The 22771-nt window shown below is 31.0% G+C and carries 24 protein-coding genes; 13 read left to right on the top strand and 11 right to left on the bottom strand.

All coding sequences use genetic code 11. The annotated features are described in order from the left end of the window. Positions 1-50 precede the first annotated feature (50 nt). From ABD715_RS03280 to ABD715_RS03255, 6 genes are all read left to right on the top strand, one after another. A complete protein-coding gene (locus tag ABD715_RS03280) occupies positions 51-2258 on the top strand; it encodes a T9SS type B sorting domain-containing protein (protein ID WP_344786637.1) in 2208 nt (735 codons plus the stop codon). Between the two features lie 9 nt (positions 2259-2267). Then, on the top strand, positions 2268-3047 hold the full coding sequence (locus tag ABD715_RS03275) for a tRNA pseudouridine synthase A (protein WP_425567946.1): 780 nt from the start codon (positions 2268-2270) through the stop codon (positions 3045-3047). Between the two features lie 158 nt (positions 3048-3205). Continuing rightward, positions 3206-3712, top strand: coding sequence for a Dps family protein (locus ABD715_RS03270; protein WP_344786636.1), 507 nt, complete (start codon positions 3206-3208; stop codon positions 3710-3712). A gap of 472 nt (positions 3713-4184) precedes the next feature. Beyond that, entirely contained in the window at positions 4185-4355 is a 171-nt protein-coding gene (locus ABD715_RS03265) for a hypothetical protein (RefSeq protein WP_344786635.1), read from the top strand. Between the two features lie 49 nt (positions 4356-4404). Next, the gene (locus tag ABD715_RS03260; protein ID WP_344786634.1) at positions 4405-4965 is read left to right on the top strand and encodes a hypothetical protein; all 561 of its coding nucleotides are present in this window, start codon (positions 4405-4407) and stop codon (positions 4963-4965) included. A gap of 85 nt (positions 4966-5050) precedes the next feature. Then, positions 5051-5734: a DUF2461 domain-containing protein gene (locus tag ABD715_RS03255; RefSeq protein WP_344786633.1), complete on the top strand. Its 684-nt coding sequence runs from the start codon at positions 5051-5053 to the stop codon at positions 5732-5734. A 63-nt stretch (positions 5735-5797) separates the two neighbouring features. On the opposite strand, the gene ABD715_RS03250 is transcribed toward ABD715_RS03255, so the two are convergent. Further along, positions 5798-6214, bottom strand: a complete 417-nt coding sequence (locus ABD715_RS03250; protein WP_344786632.1) for a glyoxalase — start codon at positions 6212-6214, stop codon at positions 5798-5800. Positions 6215-6329: 115 nt separating this feature from the next. Between ABD715_RS03250 and ABD715_RS03245 the strand changes: the two genes are divergently transcribed. The 6 genes from ABD715_RS03245 to leuB all read left to right on the top strand — a co-directional run bounded on the left by ABD715_RS03245 (position 6330) and on the right by leuB (position 12825). Beyond that, positions 6330-7220: a DUF72 domain-containing protein gene (locus ABD715_RS03245; RefSeq protein ID WP_344786631.1), complete on the top strand. Its 891-nt coding sequence runs from the start codon at positions 6330-6332 to the stop codon at positions 7218-7220. 119 nt (positions 7221-7339) lie between these two features. Continuing rightward, positions 7340-7723, top strand: a complete 384-nt coding sequence (locus ABD715_RS03240; RefSeq protein ID WP_344786630.1) for an acyl-CoA thioesterase — start codon at positions 7340-7342, stop codon at positions 7721-7723. A 307-nt stretch (positions 7724-8030) separates the two neighbouring features. Beyond that, a complete protein-coding gene (gene leuC / locus ABD715_RS03235) occupies positions 8031-9425 on the top strand; it encodes a 3-isopropylmalate dehydratase large subunit (protein ID WP_344786629.1) in 1395 nt (464 codons plus the stop codon). Positions 9426-9513: 88 nt separating this feature from the next. Beyond that, the gene (leuD, locus tag ABD715_RS03230) at positions 9514-10110 is read left to right on the top strand and encodes a 3-isopropylmalate dehydratase small subunit (RefSeq protein ID WP_344786628.1); all 597 of its coding nucleotides are present in this window, start codon (positions 9514-9516) and stop codon (positions 10108-10110) included. Positions 10111-10113: 3 nt separating this feature from the next. Next, complete coding sequence (locus tag ABD715_RS03225; protein ID WP_344786627.1) at positions 10114-11634, top strand: alpha-isopropylmalate synthase regulatory domain-containing protein; 1521 nt, start codon at positions 10114-10116, stop codon at positions 11632-11634. A gap of 135 nt (positions 11635-11769) precedes the next feature. Beyond that, positions 11770-12825: a 3-isopropylmalate dehydrogenase gene (leuB, locus tag ABD715_RS03220; RefSeq protein WP_344786626.1), complete on the top strand. Its 1056-nt coding sequence runs from the start codon at positions 11770-11772 to the stop codon at positions 12823-12825. A gap of 145 nt (positions 12826-12970) precedes the next feature. On the opposite strand, the gene ABD715_RS03215 is transcribed toward leuB, so the two are convergent. The 7 genes from ABD715_RS03215 to ABD715_RS03185 form a co-directional block, all read right to left on the bottom strand. Continuing rightward, positions 12971-13645 carry a T9SS type A sorting domain-containing protein gene (locus ABD715_RS03215; RefSeq protein ID WP_344786625.1) on the bottom strand — a complete coding sequence of 225 codons (675 nt, stop codon included), beginning with the start codon at positions 13643-13645 and terminating at the stop codon, positions 12971-12973. A gap of 188 nt (positions 13646-13833) precedes the next feature. Continuing rightward, the gene (locus ABD715_RS03210) at positions 13834-14079 is read right to left on the bottom strand and encodes a hypothetical protein (RefSeq protein ID WP_344786624.1); all 246 of its coding nucleotides are present in this window, start codon (positions 14077-14079) and stop codon (positions 13834-13836) included. Positions 14080-14443: 364 nt separating this feature from the next. Next, positions 14444-15355, bottom strand: coding sequence for a peptidoglycan DD-metalloendopeptidase family protein (locus ABD715_RS03205; RefSeq protein WP_344786623.1), 912 nt, complete (start codon positions 15353-15355; stop codon positions 14444-14446). Between the two features lie 90 nt (positions 15356-15445). Next, complete coding sequence (locus ABD715_RS03200) at positions 15446-16711, bottom strand: mechanosensitive ion channel family protein (RefSeq protein WP_344786622.1); 1266 nt, start codon at positions 16709-16711, stop codon at positions 15446-15448. A gap of 6 nt (positions 16712-16717) precedes the next feature. Next, positions 16718-17005, bottom strand: coding sequence for a DUF3817 domain-containing protein (locus tag ABD715_RS03195; RefSeq protein ID WP_344786621.1), 288 nt, complete (start codon positions 17003-17005; stop codon positions 16718-16720). Between the two features lie 114 nt (positions 17006-17119). Next, positions 17120-17737 carry a YqaA family protein gene (locus ABD715_RS03190; protein ID WP_344786620.1) on the bottom strand — a complete coding sequence of 206 codons (618 nt, stop codon included), beginning with the start codon at positions 17735-17737 and terminating at the stop codon, positions 17120-17122. A gap of 473 nt (positions 17738-18210) precedes the next feature. Continuing rightward, a complete protein-coding gene (locus ABD715_RS03185; RefSeq protein ID WP_344786619.1) occupies positions 18211-18810 on the bottom strand; it encodes a DUF6642 family protein in 600 nt (199 codons plus the stop codon). A 216-nt stretch (positions 18811-19026) separates the two neighbouring features. Here ABD715_RS03185 and ABD715_RS03180 point away from each other — a divergent pair, with 216 nt between their 5' ends. Then, positions 19027-20340, top strand: a complete 1314-nt coding sequence (locus tag ABD715_RS03180; protein WP_344786618.1) for a C2 family cysteine protease — start codon at positions 19027-19029, stop codon at positions 20338-20340. A 146-nt stretch (positions 20341-20486) separates the two neighbouring features. On the opposite strand, the gene ABD715_RS03175 is transcribed toward ABD715_RS03180, so the two are convergent. The 3 genes from ABD715_RS03175 to ABD715_RS03165 are packed head-to-tail and all read right to left on the bottom strand — an operon-like array spanning position 20487 to position 22763. Then, positions 20487-20924, bottom strand: coding sequence for a hypothetical protein (locus ABD715_RS03175; RefSeq protein WP_344786617.1), 438 nt, complete (start codon positions 20922-20924; stop codon positions 20487-20489). Continuing rightward, complete coding sequence (locus ABD715_RS03170) at positions 20914-22137, bottom strand: ABC transporter permease (RefSeq protein ID WP_344786616.1); 1224 nt, start codon at positions 22135-22137, stop codon at positions 20914-20916. The genes ABD715_RS03175 and ABD715_RS03170 overlap by 11 nt, the downstream gene beginning before the upstream one ends. Continuing rightward, the gene (locus ABD715_RS03165) at positions 22134-22763 is read right to left on the bottom strand and encodes an ABC transporter ATP-binding protein (RefSeq protein WP_344786615.1); all 630 of its coding nucleotides are present in this window, start codon (positions 22761-22763) and stop codon (positions 22134-22136) included. Before ABD715_RS03165 ends, ABD715_RS03170 begins: the two co-directional genes overlap by 4 nt. Positions 22764-22771: the final 8 nt, after the last annotated feature.

The following is a 22771-nucleotide window of genomic DNA, read 5'->3' as shown; positions in this document are numbered from 1 at the left end:
CAATTAATAAAAAGTTTAATTTCAACATTTTAAAACAAAAAAGATTTACCGTGAAAAGTTATCTATTGGTTCTTAGTTTCTCATTTGTTTTCATTAATATTTTTAATGTTCAAGCAATTACCCTTTCTAACTCTAAAACCGAAACAAAAACAAGGCATAAAAAACTCTATTACAGCAACATAAACAATAAAAACAAAGTAATAGAGAAAAAAACATCTCCATTAACAACATATAAGTCAACTGCATATGTTCCTAATTGTACAAGATTAAATTCGCCTTTAAATAATTCTAGTAATATTTCTGTTTCTAATAACTTATCTTGGCGTGCGGTAACCGATGCTGTAGGTTATATTATAAATGTAGGAACTACCTATGGAGGTACAGAAATTGCAAATAATCTAGATGTTGGCAATAACACAATTTATAATCCAACAACAGACTTTCCAGAAGACTCTTATATTTATGTCTCTATAATACCTTATAATGCACTAGGAAGTGCTACATCTTGTGGGCAAGAACGCTTTAGAACTCAAAAACTATCACCTCCTTCATGTACATCATTTTTTTCTCCCATAAACAACTCTAGTAATGTAGCTGTTAATAGTAATTTATCTTGGAATAATGTCGTTAATGCTTCTGGTTATTTTATAAATATTGGTACAACCTCTGGAGGTACAGATATAGCAAACAATTTAGATCTTGGCAACACCACAACCTATGTTCCTACAGTGAATTACCCAAGTGAATCTGACATTTATGTAACCATTACACCTTATAATACTATAGGAAGCGCAATGGGTTGTATCGAAAAAAAGTTTACTACAGAAACCATTTTACCTCTTTGTACAGATTTAGTTTCGCCTTCAAATGGCGAAACAGACGTTAATATTTCTAGCAGTATATCATGGAGACCAGTAAGCAATGCTAAAGGATATTACATTACTGTTGGCACTTTTCCTGCAGGTACAGAATTTGCAAATAAGTTGGACGTTGGTAATACTACCACATTTACACCAAGCACAAATTTTCCAGAAAACCAAACCATACACGTTTTAGTAATTCCATATAACGATTTAGGCGAAGCTATTCAAAACTGCGACGAAGAAACCTTTAAAACCGCATTTTTAAAAACCTCGTGTACAACAATGAGTAACCCTAGAAACGGAGAAAATAATATTTCTGTAACATCAAGTATTTCTTGGGATGCAGACGTAAATGCAACAGGCTATTTTATTAATGTGGGCACTACTTCTGGAGGTACAGATATTGCGAATAATATAGATGTTGGTAATACAACAACATATACGCCTTCATCCAAATTTGATGGGCAAACAACCATATATGTTACCATAACACCATATAATGCTTCAGGTAAATCTTTAGGTTGCAACGAAGAGAATTTTACTACCGAAAATTTACTTCCTCCATGTATATCATTTTTATCTCCTTTAAATAGAACTACAAATATTAGCGTAAATACTAGCATAAGGTGGAGTGCAGTAACAAATGCCACAGGTTACTTTATTAGCTTAGGAACAACTTCTGGTGGTACCGATATAGAAAACGGAAGAGATTTAGGTAATGTTACAACATACACACCAACTTCTCCTTTGCCAAGCGAAACCACCATTTACACGACTATTACACCTTACAACTTAGAAGGAAATGCACCAAACTGTAGTGAAAAATACTTTACAACCGAAAAAACACCACCTAATTGCACATCTATAACTGCCCCTTTAAATAACAGCGAAAATGTGGCTGTAAATAGTAATATTTCTTGGAATTTAATTCCTAATACTACCGGGTACTTGGTTACTATAGGTACAACATCTGGCGGTACAGATATTGCAAACGCTGTAGACGCAGGTAATGTATCAGCTTACAATCCTCCAGTAGATTTACCAGACGAATCAAATATCTATGTAACTATAACACCATATAATGCTTTAGGAAATGCTACGAATTGTGAAGAGAATCGATTTACAACAGAAAATAGAATTATAGAAATTCCTAAGTTTTTTACTCCTAATGGAGATGGCAATCATGATTATTGGGAGGTAAAAGATCCAAAAAACGAAATAAAAATTATTTATATATTTAATAGATATGGTAAACTATTAAAAACACTAGCATCTAACACCATAGGCTGGAATGGCAGTTTATCTGGAAAAAAACTATTAGCAGACGATTATTGGTGCTTGCTCGAATTGCATAATGGAGAAACCATTAAAACACATTTTACATTAAAAAGATAATACATTACATTGAAAAAATATTTTTACCTCATTACAATTCAATATTTAGGCTATAGGTTTCATGGTTGGCAAAAACAACCCGATGTTAAAACACTACATTTAATGGTAGATAGAACCTTTAATTATATTCTTAAAGGTAAACGTTTTAAAAGTTTAAGTTCTGGCAGAACCGATGCTATGGTATCTGCAGAATGTGCAGCTATCGAGTTATTTTTATTTGAGCCTATTGAAGATCTTACAGCCTTTTTAGAGCTTTTTAATACCAATTTACCTCAAGATATTCGTGCTTTAAACATTAAAGAAGTTGATGCTCAGTTTAACATCATTCAACATTCAAAAATAAAAGAATACAATTACCTTTTTGCCTATGGAGAAAAGTGTCATCCGTTTTGCGCTCCAATAATGACAACTATTCTAGATGATTTAGATATTGAAATAATGCAACAAGGTGCTAAACTTTTTGAAGGCGAACATTATTTAAAATCATACTGCTTCAGACCAACTGATAATGGTATTTATAACAGAACCATACTAAGCTGCGAAATCGTTGAAAATACAATTTATCAAGCCAATTATTTTCCTAAAAAAACATACATGCTAAAAGTAAAAGGAAAGGGATTTATGCGAAATCAAATTAGATTAATGATGGGGACTTTAATAGATTTAGGCAAAGGTAAATTAACCCTTCAAGACATAAAAAATAGCCTAGAGCCAGAAAACAATATAAAAATGAACTATATAGCTCCTGCATCTGGTTTAATTCTTAAAAACATCGATTTTATCGATTAATTAATAGTCTTTTTATCATAATTAAATTAACATTTTCAATTTTTATTAACATAATTTAAGTTAAATAAATCTTAACAAGGTTAAACCCTGTTAAATGGCTTGACAAAATTGATATAGCTCCTATATTGTAAGGGAACACAATAAAAAACAATTTAATTATGAGCTATTTAAATATGAATGATGAAGACTTATTGCCTGTGGTGGTGGAATTGAATATTTTATTAGCAGACTACCACATTTACTATCAAAAATTACGAAGCAACCATTGGAATGTTATCGGGAAAAACTTTTTCGATTTACACATTAAATTCGAAAGCATGTACAACGATGCTCGTGTAAAAATTGATGAAATTGCAGAACGTATTTTAACGCTACGCTATCATCCAATGAGTAGATTAGATGACTATATAAAAACATCATCTATTGCAGAAAAAACGCCAGTAAAAGAAGATCAAGATATGGTTTTAGAAACCTTAAACGATCATAAATTACTACTTAAACAAATGAAAAATGTAATTAGAAAAGCCAATAAAGCAGAAGACGAAGGTACAATAGATTTAATAGGCGCCTACATTCGAGAGTTAGAAAAAACGAGTTGGATGCTAGATGCTTGGACTAAAAAAACAACCGATACTTTAAAAGAAGATGTTGTTGAAGTTATTTAAAACGACATTACTTTTGTTGTAAAAAAATATAAGTAATCTTAAAACTTAACATTATATGCAAATAGCATGTAATGTTGGGTTTAATTAATCTGAATTCCAAGATTATTCTGGCAAATTATTTAAGCCAATTAATTATTGACACGTGTATGTACTAGAAAATTTTAGAATTAATAGAAATTAATATTTACTTCTAGATTTATACATATTTCTGCGCAACAACACTCAGTCTTAGGCACAAACAAAACCTAGCCTAAGAACAAATTCTCTAATACTTAGAGTAGATTTATCTTGCAGGTAAATTATTAAATCACAAATAAATAAGAACCTTAATTTTACTATAACTCAAATAGTAATAGTATTTATTTTAGAAATCTTTTCTATAATAAAAAATTAACCTTTCATATTTATTAATACTTTTTTTCTCTTATAGAAGAGCTTTTACAAAAAGTATAAATCGTACAAATCAAAAAACATGAAAAAAATCATATTAACATTAGCATTATTATTTACCATATCTACAACAATAACAAGTTGTAGAGAAAAGAAACCAAAAGACAAAGTAGAAGAAGCTATTGAAGAAGTAGGTGACGAGGTAGAAGATGCTACAGATGAAGTAAAAGACGAAATAAATGATGCTAGTTAAAAACAAAATTATAACGCATCAAAATTTAATTAATTTAAAAATAAAACAAATGAAAATTTTAATATATACACTTGCTATGCTAATTTCTGGAACCATGTTAGCGCAAGAAAAATCTAAAGACATTAAACAGGAAACAAAAGAAAAAACCATTACATACAATAATGGAGAAAGCATTAAAGAGCGTAAAATAAAAGTAATAACAAGGCAAACATCTAAAGTCAAGTTAGACTCTACTGATAAAAATGAAATTAACCAAAAGCGTGTGGCATCTGCTAAAAAAGTAGAAACTATGGTAATGGTTGACGATGATGCCAATGCATCTTACGATTTATTATCAAAAGAAACACGTTATATTAAAGATGATAAAAACTATAAGTTTATACCAAATTCTAAAGGTTTTAATATTGCTTTTGACAATAACAACAACAAATTTATAGAAACAAGTAAAGCCTGGAGTTCTCAAAACAAAGGATCTTATATTGTAAAAGGTGAAACCTATAATGGTATTGGGTATTTTAATAAACAAGGTCATTTTGTAGTAGAATATTATGATGCAGAATCTCAAAGTCTAAAAAAGATTAAATACCAAGCTTTAAAAACAAATATGTAATTTACAAATAGAAGATATTAATAAAAGTCCCGAATGAATCGGGACTTTTTGTATTTTAGATTCCTATTTTAAATTTTAATGATATATGAGTGCTCTAGTATCAAAAGACATATTTTCCTTTTTAAAAAAATTAGAAAAAAACAATAATCGCGATTGGTTTAACGAAAATAAACCCGAATTTAAAACTATAGAACAAGAAGCCAAATCGTTTTACAACACACTTCTAGATACTGTAAAAGTACACGACGATATAGATAAGCTTAAAATATTTAGAATATATAGAGACGTGCGTTTTTCTAAAAACAAACTACCTTATAAAACACATTTTGGAGGCTCGTTACATAGAGTAAAACCCAAATTAAGAGGCGGTTATTACTTACACTTACAGCCAAATAACGAAAGTTTTATAGCTACAGGTTTTTGGCAACCAGAAAAAGAAGATTTATTAAGAATTAGAAAAGAATTTGAAATGGATGACGAAGAAATACGAGACATTCTAGCTAATAAAGATTTTAATTCTATTTGGGGTAGTAGCTTTGAAGGAGACGAACTTAAAACAGCTCCAAAGGGTTTTGATAAAACACATAAGGCTATCGATTTAATTAAAAAGAAGCAATATTTTTTTACAAAAAAATATACAGATAAAGAGGTTTTAAGCCCTGGCTTTTTATCGGATATTGATAATTCTTTTAAAGCTATTCGGCCTTTTTTTGATTATATGAGCGATGTGCTTACTACAGATTTAAATGGAGAGTCGTTAATAAACTAAAAAAAACAGCAATAGGTATTTCTACTTATTGCTGTTTTAATATGTATTGCAAAGGTTGTTTAACTAAACCGCAGTTAATAATTCTGGTTTTTCAAACAACTGGATATTACTTAGTAAGCGCTCTTTTACAATATTCATCATACGTTTATTTAAAGCCGATGAGTTTTCTATATAAATAAGATATTCTTTAACAGTAAATTGGCCAATAACCATTCCTTTCATAGAATTACGTAGTTTCATGTCTTTTTGTATGGCATTTTCAATATAATCCATACGTTTATCTAATTGTAAATCGTAAAAAACGGACTTATGTTTTTTAATATAATTTCTAAAAACTTCAATAAGCAAATCATTCTGAAACTTAATAACTGGTCGTAATACTAAATTCTGAAACCTCTCGTCACTACTCATATCATCGTTAATTGTAGCATTAAGAATTTCTGGTCGAATACTTTTAAGATTAAATTGTCTTGAGTTCATAATTAAGAGTTTTAATAAAAATAAATATTAATAAAATTGATAAAGGCAATATCATTTATAATTATTAACGAGTTTATTAACATTAAAGTTTTCTATTTTTATAAAAAAAATAATAATGAAGTTTGGAAGCGTTGATAACCCTCAAAATATAGATTTTACTTTACCCAAAGATCATATAGACACCAAGCGCATTTTAAATAAAACCAAAGACGACAACATTCCAGAAATTTATGTGGGTTGTGCCAAGTGGAATAGGGCAGACTTAAAAGGTTTTTACCCTAGAGGCACCAAGGACGAGCTTGGTTATTATTCTACTCAATTTAACTCCATCGAATTAAACGCAACATTTTATAGAATTTTTCCGCCAAAACAGTTTTCTGCATGGTATGATAAAACGCCAAGCGGATTCAAGTTTTTTCCGAAATTAAATCAAGAAATTAGTCATTGGAAACGTTTAAACGACACCAAAGATATAGTAGACCATTATTTGTATAACGCATCAAATCTAAAAGAAAAACTAGGCACTATATTTTTACAAATGCACAGTAATTTTACACCAAAAGATTTTGATAGCGTTATCGATTTCGCAGAAAGTTGGCCAAAAAAAATTCCGTTAGCTATAGAGTTTAGACATACCAGTTGGTATAACGATGCATCTGTGGCGCAGCAACTTTACCAGCTTTTAGAAGCTAACAATATTTCTAATATTATAGTCGATACCGCAGGTAGACGCGATTTAATGCACATGCGATTAACTAACGCTTCAGCCTTTGTGCGCTATGTTGGTGCAAACCATCCATCAGACTATACAAGATTAGACGATTGGGTAGAGCGTCTAAAATTATGGATTGCACAAGGTGTTAAAGAAATCGATTTTTTTATACATCAAAACATAGAAAAAGAATCAACCTTACTTTCTGCTTACTTTATAAAAAAGTTAAATGGAGAATTAGGTTACGCTTTAAAAATTCCTAATAAAAACAACCAGCAACAATCCTTGTTTTAATAGTATAGTAAAAACACATCATAGAATAAATAAGAATAATTTAAATTTATAGATAGAGTTAATTCTATTAGATATCTTTATACCACAAAAGAGAAAAATTTAAATAAAAACGTATAGTTATGAGATTTCATACAAGAAAATGGATAAAACCAGAAGATTTAAACGCCAATAGTACTTTGTTTGGTGGACGCCTATTAGAATGGATAGACGAAGAAGCTGCATTATATACCATAGTACAATTAGAAAATCATAAAGTGGTAACAAAATACATGAGCGAAATAGACTTTAGAGCCTCTGCAAAACAAGGCGATATTGTAGAAATAGGTATAGAAGTTGTTAAATTTGGAAAAGCCTCTATTACATTAAGTTGCGAGGTTAGAAATATGATGACTAGAGAAACTATTATTACTATTTCTAATATTGTAATGGTAAATATGGGCGAAGATGGCAAAGCAAAAGCACATGGAAAAACAGAAGTAGAATATGTAAAAGATAGATTGTAACAACTGTATATTTTATAGTGTAATTTTAAATTTAAAAATACGCTTCAGTTTATAGAATTAACAAGGGCTTTCGGTGATTAATAGCATATTAAAACCGGAAGCTTTTGTTTTATGCCAAATAGCTTTTAAAAATTATAATCAATTTATATAATTTATTGCATTAAATTCAATTAATAACACTTCCATTGTATATTTTATAAAAATATACTAACTAAGTCATTTAAAGTTTCATAATACTTTAATAAAATTTAAATTTGTTGCCCTTGTAGTTTTTTTAACTACTATTAATACAAAATTTATTTTTTTTATGAGCAAATCATTGTTTGACAAAGTATGGGATTCGCATGTTGTGCGAAACATTGAAGATGGACCAGATGTATTTTATATAGACCGTCACTTAATTCACGAAGTTACAAGTCCTGTAGCTTTTGTAGGTTTAAAAAGTAGAGGTTTAAGTGTTTTATATCCAAAAAAGACATTTGCTGTAGCCGATCATAACACACCAACAATAAATCAACATTTACCAGTTCAAGATCCATTATCTGCTAATCAATTAAAAACATTAGAAGATAATGCGAACGAGTATGGCATTAGCCACTGGGGATTAGGTCATAAAAACAATGGTATTGTACACGTTGTAGGTCCGGAAAACGGAATTACGCTTCCTGGAGCAACTATTGTATGTGGAGATTCTCATACATCTACTCATGGAGCTTTTGGAGCCATTGCTTTTGGTATTGGTACATCTGAGGTAGAAATGGTTTTAACCACACAATGTATTATGCAGCCTAAACCAAAGAAAATGCGAATTAGCATTAACGGGCCATTAAGCAAAGGCGTTACACCTAAAGATGTAGGTTTATATATTATTTCTCAATTAACAACTTCTGGTGCTACTGGATATTTTGTTGAGTATGCAGGTGATGTTTTTGAAAACATGACTATGGAAGGACGTATGACCGTTTGTAACCTATCTATAGAGATGGGAGCTCGTGGTGGTATGATTGCTCCAGACGAGAAAACATTCGAGTATATTAAAGGTCGTGCTATGACACCAAAAGGTGCAGATTGGGACAAAGCCATGACATACTGGAAAACGTTAAAAACTGATGATGATGCTGTTTTTGATAAAGAATTTAATTTTAATGCTAGCGATATTGAACCAATGATTACATATGGTACAAATCCTGGTATGGGAATGGGAATTTCTAAAAACATTCCATCTGCAGATTCTGTAGAAGGCGGAAAAGAAACTTACGACAAGTCTTTAGCTTACATGGGGTATGCCGAAAATGAACAAATGATTGGTAAAAAAATCGATTTCGTATTTATTGGTAGTTGTACTAATGGACGTATTGAAGATTTTAGAGCATTTGCATCTATTGTTAAAGGTAGAAAAAAGGCTGACAATGTAACTGCTTGGCTAGTACCTGGATCTCATATTGTTGAAGCTAAAATAAAAGAAGAAGGTTTATTAGACATTTTTGAAACAGCAGGTTTTGTATTAAGAGAACCAGGTTGTTCTGCTTGTTTAGCAATGAATGATGATAAAGTACCAGCAGGAAAATATGCGGTAAGTACATCAAACAGAAACTTTGAAGGACGTCAAGGACCAGGATCAAGAACATTATTAGCTAGTCCATTAGTTGCAGCTGCAGCTGCGGTAACTGGTGTAGTTACAGATCCTAGAGAATTACTATAAAGCAATAGGCTTAAAGCTTTATACTTTAAGCTCAAAAAAAATAATTATTCGCCTAAGGCATACAACCTAAGGCTTAAAGCAAAAAATAATGGCTTACGATAAATTTACAACATTAACAAGTACTGCAGTTCCATTGCCAATAGAGAATGTAGATACAGATCAAATTATACCTGCTCGTTTTTTAAAAGCAACAAAACGCGAAGGTTTTGGAGATAACTTATTTAGAGACTGGAGATATAACGGTGATAATACACCTAAAGAAGATTTTGTTTTAAATAACCCAATTTACACAGGTAAAATTCTAGTTGGAGGAAAAAACTTTGGTTCTGGATCTTCTAGAGAACACGCTGCTTGGGCTGTTTACGATTATGGTTTTCGTTGTGTAGTATCTAGTTTTTTCGCAGATATTTTTAAAAATAACTGTTTAAACATTGGAGTATTACCTGTACAAATTAGCCCAGCATTCTCTGATGAGATTTTTGAAGCTATTTATAATGACCCAAATACCGAGTTAGAAATAAACCTAGAAGCTCAAACTATTACATTATTATCTTCTGGAACTCAAGAGTCTTTTGATATTAATGGATATAAAAAAGAAAACATGTTAAATGGTTTTGATGATATCGACTATTTACAAAACATGAAAAGCGAGATAGAAACATTTACAGAATCTCGTCCTTTCTAAAACATGAGTAGAAAGAAAATAGAAATAATGGATACGACATTGCGCGATGGTGAACAAACCTCGAGCGTGTCGTTTTCTGCTTCTGAGAAGCTTACAATTGCTAAGCTTTTATTAGAAGAATTAAAAGTAGACCGTATAGAAATAGCATCAGCACGTGTGTCTGAAGGCGAACTTCAAGCGGTAAAAGATGTTACCAAATGGGCATCTCAAAATAATTATTTGCAAGCTGTTGAAGTTTTAACTTTTGTAGACAAAGGCATATCTATTAATTGGATGATTGAAGCAGGAGCCAAGGTACAAAATCTACTAACAAAAGGTTCTTTAAATCATTTAACTCACCAATTAAAAAAGACACCAAATCAGCATTTTACAGAAATAAAAGAAAATATTATTTCTGCTAAAGAAAACAATATTGAAACCAATATTTATTTAGAAGACTGGAGTAATGGTATGCGAAATTCTAAGGCGTATGTTTTAGAGTTTTTAGCGTTTTTATCTACGCAACCAATAAAACGTATTATGCTACCCGATACCTTGGGAGTTTTAACACCAAGCGAATCTTACGAATTTATAAAAGAAATTAAAGATTTGTATCCAAACTTGCATTTTGATTTTCATGCACATAACGATTACGATTTAGGCGTATCTAACGTTATGGAAGGTTTAAAAGCGGGCGCAGATGGTTTGCATTTAACTGTAAATGGTATGGGAGAACGTGCAGGAAATGCGCCAATGGCAAGCACTATTGCGGTTATTAACGATTTTATGCCACATATAGAAATTGGTGTAAACGAAACGTTTTTATTTACCATTAGCAAATTGGTCGAAACGTTTTCGGGAGTTATGATACCATCTAACAAACCAGTAGTTGGTGCCAATGTATTTACACAAACCGCTGGTATACATGCCGATGGTGATAACAAAAACAACTTATACTTTAGTGAGTTAATGCCAGAACGTTTTGGTAGGACAAGAAAATATGCTTTAGGCAAAAGTTCTGGAAAAGCCAATATTCAAAAAAATTTACAAGAGTTAGGTTTACAACTTAACGATGACGATATAAAAAAGGTTACCCAGCGTATTATTGAGTTGGGAGATAAGAAACAGGTGGTTACCAAAGAGGATTTACCTTATATTATTTCGGATGTGTTAGATCGTACTTACGAAGAAAATGTAACAGTTAACTCCTACGTTTTAACACACTCTAAAGGTTTAAAGCCATCTACAACAGTTTCTATAACCATTAAAGACGAAACATTTGAAGAAAGCTCGCAAGGCGATGGTCAATTTGATGCTTTTATGAATGCCATTAAAAGGGTATTTAAAAATAAGAAAATGATATTGCCTAGTTTGGTCGATTATGCAGTTAGAATTCCTCCAGGAAGTAACTCTGATGCATTATGCGAAACTATTATTACTTGGAAAAAAGACGATAAAGAGTTTAAAACACGTGGGCTAGATAGTGACCAAACGGTATCTGCAATTAAAGCAACAGAAAAAATGCTAAATATTGTTGTAGATTAAAAATACTAATACCAGGTTTGTTGAAGCTATTATCGTGTTGTTGCACATATAACACAAAAAAGCAACTGTTGTAAAACTTAATTCTTGAGTAACACCCAAGAATAAAATATAATTTAAAGATTAAAATAAATAAAGATGAAATTTAATATTGCCCTTTTAGCCGGAGACGGTATAGGACCCGAAGTTATAGATCAAGCTGTAAAAGTTAGTGATGCTGTAGCTGCAAAATTTGGACACGAAATTACTTGGAAACCAGCTTTAACTGGTGCAGCTGCTATTGATGCTGTTGGAGAACCTTACCCAGATGCTACGCACGATATTTGTGTGGCGTCGGATGCAGTTTTATTTGGCGCTATTGGACATCCTCGTTTTGATAACGATCCAACTGCTAAAGTACGTCCGGAGCAAGGCTTGTTAAAAATGCGTAAGGCTTTAGGTTTGTTTGCTAATGTACGCCCAACGTTTACTTTTCCATCTTTATTAGATAAATCACCTTTAAAACAAGAGCGTATAGAAGGTACAGATTTGGTGTTTTTAAGAGAGCTAACTGGCGGAATTTACTTTGGAGAAAAGGGTAGAAGAGACGGTGGAGAAACTGCTTTTGATAACTGTGTTTACACACGCGAAGAAGTACAACGTTTGGCTAAAAAAGGTTTTGAATTAGCAATGACACGTAGTAAAAAATTATGTTGTGTTGATAAAGCTAACGTTTTAGAAACGTCTCGTTTATGGAGAGAAACTGTACAGGCTATGGAAAAGGATTATCCTGAGGTTGAAGTAAGTTACGAGTTTGTTGATGCGGTTGCTATGCGTTTAGTACAATGGCCTAATAGCTACGATGTTTTAATTACAGAAAACTTATTTGGTGATATTTTAACAGACGAGGCTTCGGTTATTTCTGGATCTATGGGCTTAATGCCATCTGCATCTATGGGAACTGATATTGCTTTGTTTGAGCCTATTCACGGAAGTTACCCACAAGCCACTGGATTAAATATTGCAAACCCTATGGCAACTGTATTATCTGCTGCTATGATGTTTGAAAACTTTGGTTTACAAGAAGAAGGAAAAGCTATTAGAGCGGTTGTAAATGATGCTTTAGCTAAAGGTATTGTTACAGAAGATTTAGCAGATGGCGGTAAAGCATACGGTACTAAAGAAGTTGGAGATTATTTAGCTGCTAATATTTAGATAACTAAACAACCATTATATATATTAAAAGTCTGTTAAGTATTTACTTAGCAGACTTTTTGTTTATAAACAAATTGTGTATTACTCAAAAAAGCGTGAATTCTAATTTAAGAATTCACGCTTTTAAAATATCTATCTGTTTTAATTAGTTTTTAATCACTAGTTTTTTGGATACTCCGTTAGATCCTTTTACAAAATATAAACCGTTACTTAAATTACCAACATAGATATTATTTTCTATGGCAGATTGTAAACGAAACGTTTTTACATTTTGTCCTAGTTGATTAATAATTTGAAATTCGCCTCCTAAAGACGTTTTAATATTTACGTTATTACGACTTGGATTTGGATACATTGAGAATTGAGCTTCGTTTTTAAAAGCATCGATACTTAAAGTACTATCTACAAGAACATTTAATGTGCTACCAACACTATTTAAAGTAAGGTTAGCATTATTACCAGAAGCATCTTGTAATGTGCTTCCATTGGCAGATAAAGCTCCAACTGCAATACCATCTGTATCTAAATCACCCGTTGTTACCGTATATCTAAATAATAAAGTGCTTGTACCAGAACCACTAATATATGTTGCTTGACGCACTACACTACCTATGGTAACAGCTATTTGCGGAGTTCCGCTTGTAGTATTTACTATTATATTCTCGTTAAAGTTTGCAGTAAAATCTAAATTTTGCCCTGTTGTATAAGTTCCATTAGCGGGTACGTTAACGTTGTTTACTTTTGGAGTCGTTTTAATATCAAAAACTACTGTTCCTATTTCTCCTAATGCATAATTTTCTGAGAAATTTTTATTAGACAAACCTATTAAAGTAACACTATTTGCGGTATACGAGGCAGATATACCTTCTGTATTTGTACCTGTTGAAGCTCCTGAATTAAAAGAAGCACCTACAATACTTTCAAATGTTCCTGCTGTAAAATTAAAAGTTACTTCATTAACAGTTATAGACGTACTATTTCTTGCTCCAATTATTATCCTATTACCATCTACATCAAAATATAAATTTTCTGTAGAACCAATTTTAAATTCTCTGTAGAACCAATTTTAAATTCTACATTATAGGACGCTTGAGGAGTCGCTGCATCTAAAGAGTCATCAAAATCATCAACTGTTTTTGTTTCTCCTAATTCTACAAATTCAACTGTAGCTCCATCAAGATTTTGAGAAAACCCAATTGGAATAAAAGTTAAAAAAAATAAATAAAATAAAATAGCTTGAGTAATTTTCCTCATAATAAATTTGGTTTTTAAGGTTAGGTTTTAACTATAACAAACGTAATCCTAATTTCTTAATAAGTAAAATAAAAACATATTTTTCTTACGTTAAATTTGTGTTTTATCGACTTTAATGGTTTTTAGTCAGTTTTTAATAAATATATAACTATATGTAATTAATAAAGAAAGACGTGTGTTTATCTAAGAATTTGTTGTTGTTGTTGTTGTTGTTGTTGTTGTAGAGAATTAACGCTATTGCATTTTAGCCTTAGCTGTTAATAAAAAACATAGGTAGAAATATTAGCATGAAGACAACTATAAAGATAGAGTAGTACTTGCAGTAAAAGACTAGAAGTTAAAGTATAATAAGAATGATTTACTCTTAAAGATTAACAATTAATTTTTGACCAATTTTAAGCACACTTGTTTTTCTAATAGCATTATTTTTACAAAGTTTAGATAAAGATACTCTGTATTTACTGGAAATACCAGAAAGCGTATCGCCACGACTAACCACATGTATTTTTCGTTGGTTGTCTTTTTTATGGCTTGCTATAGCCATATCTTTTGTGGTTAAAAGATCTAAATGACTTTGTATTTTTGACGTATGGTATTGAGAACTTACCCATTTTCTTGTTACCCAAAGATCTTTAGCTCTCACTTTGTTGTTTTCAGAAAAATCGAATACATATTCTGGGTTTATAAAATTACCTTTGTAACTTACAGTAAGATGTAAGTGGCTACCTCTAGCATTGCCAGATGTACCGCCAGTACCAATTACTTGTCCCTTTTTAACCGTATCGTTTGCCTTGACAGTATATTTAGATAAATGAGCATAAGCAGTTTCTAGTCCATTAAAATGTCGCACAATAACTGTACGACCGTGCCCTCTGCTATAACGTGCAAAACGCACTATACCAGAAAACATACTGCGTACACTATCGCCAGTTACTAAATCGATATCTATACCTTTATGCGCTCTACCACGACGCCAACCATAATGCGATGTTACTACTTTTTTACCATAAACAGGTGAGGCGTAGGTTGTATCTAAAAATTTAATTTGAAAAGGCTGCTTTTTAAACTCGTAGCGGTAGGGATCAAAGTTTATATTATCCCATTTTTCTGCTGTAATATCAATATCACTATATGCTAACTTTTCAGATTTTTTAATAGATTTAATAAGGTAACTATTGGTAATAGAATCTAATTTCTGTCTAATTTCGATAATGTTTTGACTGTTAATAGTTTGACAAATAACAAGTAGACAAATAAAAGTAATAATGTTTTTCATATAATAGTATTGACAATTGTAATGTTGTATACGCGGGTTTTTATTGATACAACATGTTTTTAACGCTTCAAAAATTAAATTGTTATATCATTAGGCTTTAAAACCAGAATTGCTTGGTAACTCAAAAATTTCTAAATTGAAATAGGGTGTAGCAGCTATAATATGATCAAAAATATCTGACATGATATACTCGTAATTTGCCCAACGCTTGTCGTTACTAAAAGCATAAATCTCTATAGGCATGCCTTGTGTTGTTGGTGCTAATTGACGCACCATAATAGTCATGTCTTTATTTATAGCCGAATGGTTTTCTATATAGGTTTGCACATATTTTCTAAACACACCAATATTGGTTAAGTTTCTACCATTTAATAGCAAAGACTTATCTACGTTTTTGTTTGTATTATAGGTGTTAATATCTTGCTCACGAGTAGTTAAATAGTCTGATATTATCTCTATCTTCTTTAAACTATCAACCTGTTCTTTAGACAAATAAGCAACACTATCTAATTTAATATTTAAAGCTCGTTTTATACGCCTTCCTTCCGATGTTACCATGCCTCGCCAGTTTTTAAACGAATCGGAAATTAAGGCGTAAGTAGGTATTGTGGTTATTGTTTTATCAAAATTCTGAACTTTTACGGTAGCTAGATTTATTTCTATAACATCGCCATCGGCTCCATATTTTTCGAAAGTAATCCAATCGCCAATACGAACCATATCGTTAATAGATACTTGTATACTGGCTACAAAGCCCATAATAGTATCTTTAAAAACAAGTATAATTACAGCAGAAATGGCACCTAAACCAGTAACAAATTTTATAAACGGAATGCCCGTTATAATAGCAATGGCAGACATAAAACCTCCAAACCAAGCAAAAATCATAAAGACTTGAATATAACTATCTACAGGTTTATCTTTAAGATTTGATAAGGTTTTAAAATACGATTTTAATGTGTTTAATAGGCTTCTAATAATCCAAAGCGTTAACACAATAGCAAATACTTGCAAGCTTTTTTCTACAAAGGTTTCGAAGTGATCGAAATCGATTAAAACCGACGGAATAAACTCTAATGCAATTAAAAAAGGAATAATATGTGCAATGTTTCTGGGCACTTTGTTTGCTACTAAAAGATCGTCAAAATTTGATTTTGATACAGATGCAAACTGATTAAATGTTTTAACCAATATTTTTCTTAGAATATAATCTGCAAGAAATACAACTACTAATAAGGATATTAATAGTGCAAACATGTTAAGATATTTTGCTAAATTATCAGATAAACCTGCATCTAACAAATACTTATATACCACATGTGAATAATCTATCGTATTCTGGATTAAACTCATCATGTTACCTTAAGCCTTTTTTAAATATTTCTTTTCTACATAAAAGGTGCCAAATGGAATAATAGAGGCCAAAAGCACAATACCAAAAGTTTTAGAACTCCATTTCATGTCACCTTTAATTAAAAAAGCTAAAATGATATATAAAATAAAAAGTATACCATGTGGCATACCCAACATTTTTACATATTGTGGGTCGTGCATAATATACTTTATAGGCGTTGCTACGAATAGTAATAAAAGATACGATAACCCCTCTAAAAGCGCTGTAATTCTAAAAATATTAAGGAATGAGAACATATATAAGTTTTCAAGCAAAAATAAGCTAGAAAAAGCATATAACCATGTATTATAACCCTAATTTAACAGTATTTATAAATACTAAAATGGAAGTAAAAAAACAGATAAGCGTAATTAAACTGCGCTAAAAATTATGAGTCCATAAATAAGAAAACGAATAAAACGTAACGAACCATATACAATTACATTTTTAAACGGAAACTCAATAATACCAGCAGCAATACAAGCTATAGAAAAGGGTAGAGGCAACACTGCACCAACCATAATTAAAAATCCACCCCATTTTTTAGAGTTTTTTAATTGCTTTTCCATTTTAACCTCAAGGTACTTATGTACAGATGGTATTTTGGTAATGGTGCGTCCCATCCAGTAAGACAGTAAACCACCGCTATAAGATAACACTGCTAAAAGCCCTAAATAAAACCAAGGGTTATACATTTTACCAGCCCAGGCAATAAAAATTTCTGGTGGTACAAGACCTAAAAGGGTTTCTGATACAAAAAAGAAACTTAAAACACCATAAGCAGGTAATATTTCGGTAAGACGTGTTAACGCATCATTTATATTAAAAAAATGATTTACCATATAAATTAAAACAACAACACCAATTATGTATGGAAATGCTTTTTTAATAGCTTCCCAAACAAATTTATAAAATCCTGTATAAGAATAATATTGATGTAACAGCTGTAATTTAGATTTCTCAGCTTTTGGTTTCTCTTTCGGTTTCATTTTTTCATTAAGCAATTTAAGGCCTACAAAGATAAGTGTATATTTTAAACAATATAAAATTCCCCTTAATATTGATAAAAAATTAACATAGACTAGGGGTTTTAATAATTCTATTTTACATAATATTAATTATAGTACAATAAGTGACAATTTCAAATACAAAACTCTCATTATTAAGTATTTTGCTATTTTGACTGATATTTTGCATAAAAAATAATACATCTATATTCTTTCAGACTTTAATAATTATGATATAATCGAGAAATTTTAGTTTTAATAAATAATTAGGGTTAAAATATTATCGTTATGCTTTATATATAATTTTAATATTCTGAACAATCTTCAATCATTTTTTAAATACACGATTCTCAAGAAGTATGGATTGAGCAAAAAAATCTAAACACTTGTTCCTTTACATCTTCAATTTAAGTTTTTTGTTTTAAAAATATTATGTAAAATAGAAAAACAAAAAATTAATAATACAATCTAAAATCAAGTAATTTACACATTTTGTAATACCTCTGGTGTAATTCTTCTACAACATCAAGCATATTATCATCTTCATTAAATAAGTTAAAAAATGCGATATCAAGATTAGAACTAGTAATTCTGCTATATGCATTACCATAGCCAGAAATAGCTTTGGCTCCAGTTACATCTAAAAAATACTGTGCTTCTTCGTCATCTAAATCTAATATTTTAGCATTTGAGAAATGTAAAATTTTGTCTTGTAATCGTCCTTCAAAAATCTCAGCAACCTCTTTAAGACTATAATAGTAATCGTTTAAGCAAATATTATTTGCTTCGCCTGTAATAACCAAGTAAATTATTTCGTAGTCTTTAAAATTATGATCTCCTAAAACCAATGCATTTAAGCTAGACTCTAATCCTTCAATAGTATCGCAAGTTTTGTAAATACTAGCTACACCATACTGCATGGTTAATTGTTGTAATTTATTTTGTGTTTCGGTAAAGTTATCTATTTCAATATCTTCTACAGCTTCTAAACAGTAAATAAAATAATCTGTATCTAGTAATTCTTTTTGGGGTAATTGTTGTCTTTTTTCTAACAAATCTTAGTATTTATACTTGGTATATAAAGTACAAAAATAACACATATCTATTATTTTTTTTGATGTTTTTTTATGTATCTATAATTAGTAAAACCTCTTCTACCCTAACCCATTTAGGGGTATATTCCCCTACCATAAACATGCTTTTTCCTCTTTATTTGGTTGTAGTTAGTTTCTAATTTTGGTTCAAATTAAAAACCTTAACTAAATTTAATTATGGACAAAGAACCAAAACTTAGCATAGGCGCTATTAACCCTTATGCATTAACAGAAACACTTCTAGGAAGAAAAATTGATTGGAGTAAAAAAAGTTCGATCAAAATTATGGAAGATACCTTAGAAACAGATTACAGTGAGCTGTTCGACATGAAATTTAATTCGCCAATTTTTGCGGGTTTAAAATTAAACAAAGACAATATGCCTGAACCGCTAAAGGAATCTGAAATTAAAATTAGAAAACTTGAAGACTCTGAAACACCAGACATGTCTAGGCTAAAAAAGTTAAGCGAATTAAAAGCATTGGGCATTAAAAACCTTAGTGACATTAAGGTGAAATCGAGCTTAATTAATAAAGATTCGTTAGAACTTAAATTGGATATTCCTAATTTAAGTCAAACCTTATCTAAGTCTGTTTTAAGCGAATCTTTAGCTTCTATTGTGCTTAATAAATCGGGTTCGTCTAGTAAAGAATGGACACCACAAAATGGTGTTTGGGTAGACAAAGGCGACTTTTTTAACGATGTGGTAGAATACTCTGACCCTATTCAAGGTGCTGTTGCTAATTGCTATTTTATAGCTGCTTTAAATGCTGTGGCTTGGGCAGATCCATATAAAATTGTGCATAGAAATAGAGCTACTGCCACAGGAGAAACACGAAGAGTTAGTGCGATTCAATTCTACTCTAAAGGAGGTAATAATAAAAATGCACCAACAAAATTAATTGAGGTGTCGGATAAAACAGTGGTTAATGCCTCTAATAATAATTGGATTTATTGCAGATCTAACGATAATAACGAAATTTACCCGGCTCTTTACGAAAAGGCTTTTGCTAAATGGATTACAAAAACCAACTCTGACAAGCCAGATATTACTAAAACTGCATGGGGAAATTGTGTTAAAGCGACCGCTCAACTTAATAACAAAAAACCTTACTACTATAACACTAAAAATAGAACAGGTAGCGAAATGTACTCTATTGTTAGAGCAAACGCTAGAGGAAGAAAAACGATTCATCCCATGACTGCATGGACCTACGGATCTTCTGATAAAACCTATACAGGCACCAATGTAGTTGCAAGCCATTGCTACACCATTCTGGGATGGTCTTTTAATAGAGGAAAAAAATATATTGTTTTACGTAACCCTTGGGGAAGAACTGAACCTGCTGGTTTAAACACTTATCAGGGGTTAATTTCGTTTTTTGATGGTAGTTTTTGGCGTCCCATAAACACTATTGGTAACGATGGCGTTTTTGCTCTAGAGGCTAACTCGTTTAAATCGCTTTTTGCAGGCTTAGGTGTAGCTAAATAAAAGGCTTTTAAACAAGAACCTTATATCTTAAACTTCTAAAGCATAAAACATACCACTTAAAAACGAGCTGTTTTTATGTTTTAGAAGTGCATAGCTGTTTACTAAAAAATATTAGTGTTACCTACATAGCTGTATTTATAGTAAAACTACTCAACCAATCTACCAGAACAACCTGTAAGAATATAATTAAAATGCTCTACATCGTCCTTGTTTAATTTAAGTGTACCTGTAATGGCTACAATTTGATCTGTTTTAAAATTTGGTTTGTTGCTAAACTGAAGCTCTACAGCGGTTTCTGGACCTCCTTGCCCGCAAAAAAAACAAGCAGACATAGGCCCTTTAGATAAAATGTATAATTTCTCTTCTGGACTAATATTTAAAAAATAACCTATAATAGTTATGCGCTTTCCTTCTAAGACTTTCACTGGAGGTAAAAATTCTGGATACATAAAATACTCGTCGTATTCTTCAACATATTTATCGGTGTACTTTACTTGAGATAAATCTTGCCATGTTATGTTTTGCTGGCTATAGCTTAAAGCACAACCAAGTAGGATAAAAAGTGCTGTAATTTTATTTTTCATGGCTTAAAATAGTAGAAATATTCATGGTTATTATAGGCCTTATTGCCAATAAAACAGATAAAATTACAGTTGCAAAAATAAGCAATGCTATTTGTAAAATTTCTAAAACAGGTAAGCCTATTAATAAGCTTTGTTTATAGATAGGCTGCATAAAATATAACATGTGGGGCAATCCTATTTTAGTTAATAAAAGCCCCAATACAAATGAAGAAAAAGCAATGCTTAATGTCTCGTACATTACCATTTTTATTAACTGAAAATTACTGGCGCCATATGTTCTTAAAATGGCCAAATAGAAAGCGCGCTCTTTAACCATTTTATAAAGGCTTATAAAAATAATAAAGCAAGACATTAAAAGTATTAAATAAGCTATCCAGGACATTGTTTTAAAACCAATACTCGTGTATTCGTAAAGTTTTTCTAGCTGATATTTAGGCAATACAGCTTGCATATTTGTGCTTTTATTAATTCTTCTAGGAAAGGTAAAAAGTGCTCTAGGTGTTTTAAAATTGATTAATAAAGAGGTAATTTCTTTGTCCTCATTATCATGATGCACGTTATAATGGTCGTGTTCTTCATGCTCGTCATGTATTTCATCACCATTATGCGCATCCCAAATACTTTCTAAATTAGTAATTATTAAACGATCTATTACTTTTTGTGTTGGTTTTAAAACACCAACAACGGTAAACTCGTCTTCATGCTCCTCTACACTATTTTCTACCAAACCATGCGTACTTAAAAATGTATCGCCTAAATAAAGTTGTAATTGTTGTGCAGCAGTATAACCCAAAACAACCTCCATAGATTTTTTAACATAACGCCCTGTAGCTAATTCGGCTTTGTAAAGCGATATAAAATTATGCGTTGTACCCACAATTCTATACCCTTTATAATTATCGCCATACGAAATAGGCACAGCCATTTTTACCATGGGGTTTTTAGCTATTTTTTTAGCTTTGCTGTAAGATATATTTCCTGTAGGATTATCTAAATGCAAAACAGATGCTAAGACCAATTGCAGCGGACTCCCCTTAGCACCAATAACCACATCTATTTTTCCTAAATTATGATCTATTTGATTTTTAAACGCATTTTTTAATTGCTTAATGCCCAACAAAAGCGCAATACTTATGGTTAAAACAAAGATGCTTAAAAACGTGTAAAGTGGCTTAGACTTTATATTTTGTATGCTAATTTTCCAAATATTCATAAAGTAATTGAATTTTGAAAACTTGATTTAACTCTATGATCGTGTGTAATAACTATTAAATTCGCTTGGGTTTCTTGTGCTTGCTTTTTTAATAAGGCTATAACTATTTTACAGTTTTGATCGTCTAGGCTAGATGTAGGCTCGTCTGCTAAAATAATTTGCGGATTATGTATTACAGACAGCGCAATGTTTAAGCGTTGTAATTGCCCTTCGCTAAGGCTGTTAATCTTACTGTTTTTTACATGCGATAACCCTAACTCCTGTAAAAGCAAATCTATTTTGTTATTATTTATAGACATTTTACTAAAATATAGTCGTGCTTGTAAATTATCGAATACATTTAGAGATGGAATGGCATGTTTTTTTTGAAATACAAGCCCTATGTTCTTTCCTCTAAAAGCATCTAAAGCATGGTCTTTTAATTTATTTATATCAACATTATTTATCGTTATTTTTCCACTTGTAGGTTTTAATATTCCTGCTAAAAGGTGCAATAGTGTTGTTTTGCCAATTCCAGATTTTCCTAAAATGAGTAAATCTTCTTGTTTTTCTAAAGTGATATTAGGAAAACTAAAAATGGTTTCGTTTTTTTTGTATTGAAATGTTAGATTTTCTGTTTGTAACATATAAATTC

Origin of the sequence: Postechiella marina (assembly GCF_039538365.1) — a bacterium.
Lineage (GTDB): Bacteria > Bacteroidota > Bacteroidia > Flavobacteriales > Flavobacteriaceae > Postechiella > Postechiella marina.
The sequence above is the reverse complement of the archived record's forward strand: the minus strand, read 5'-3'. Positions and strand labels throughout refer to the sequence as shown.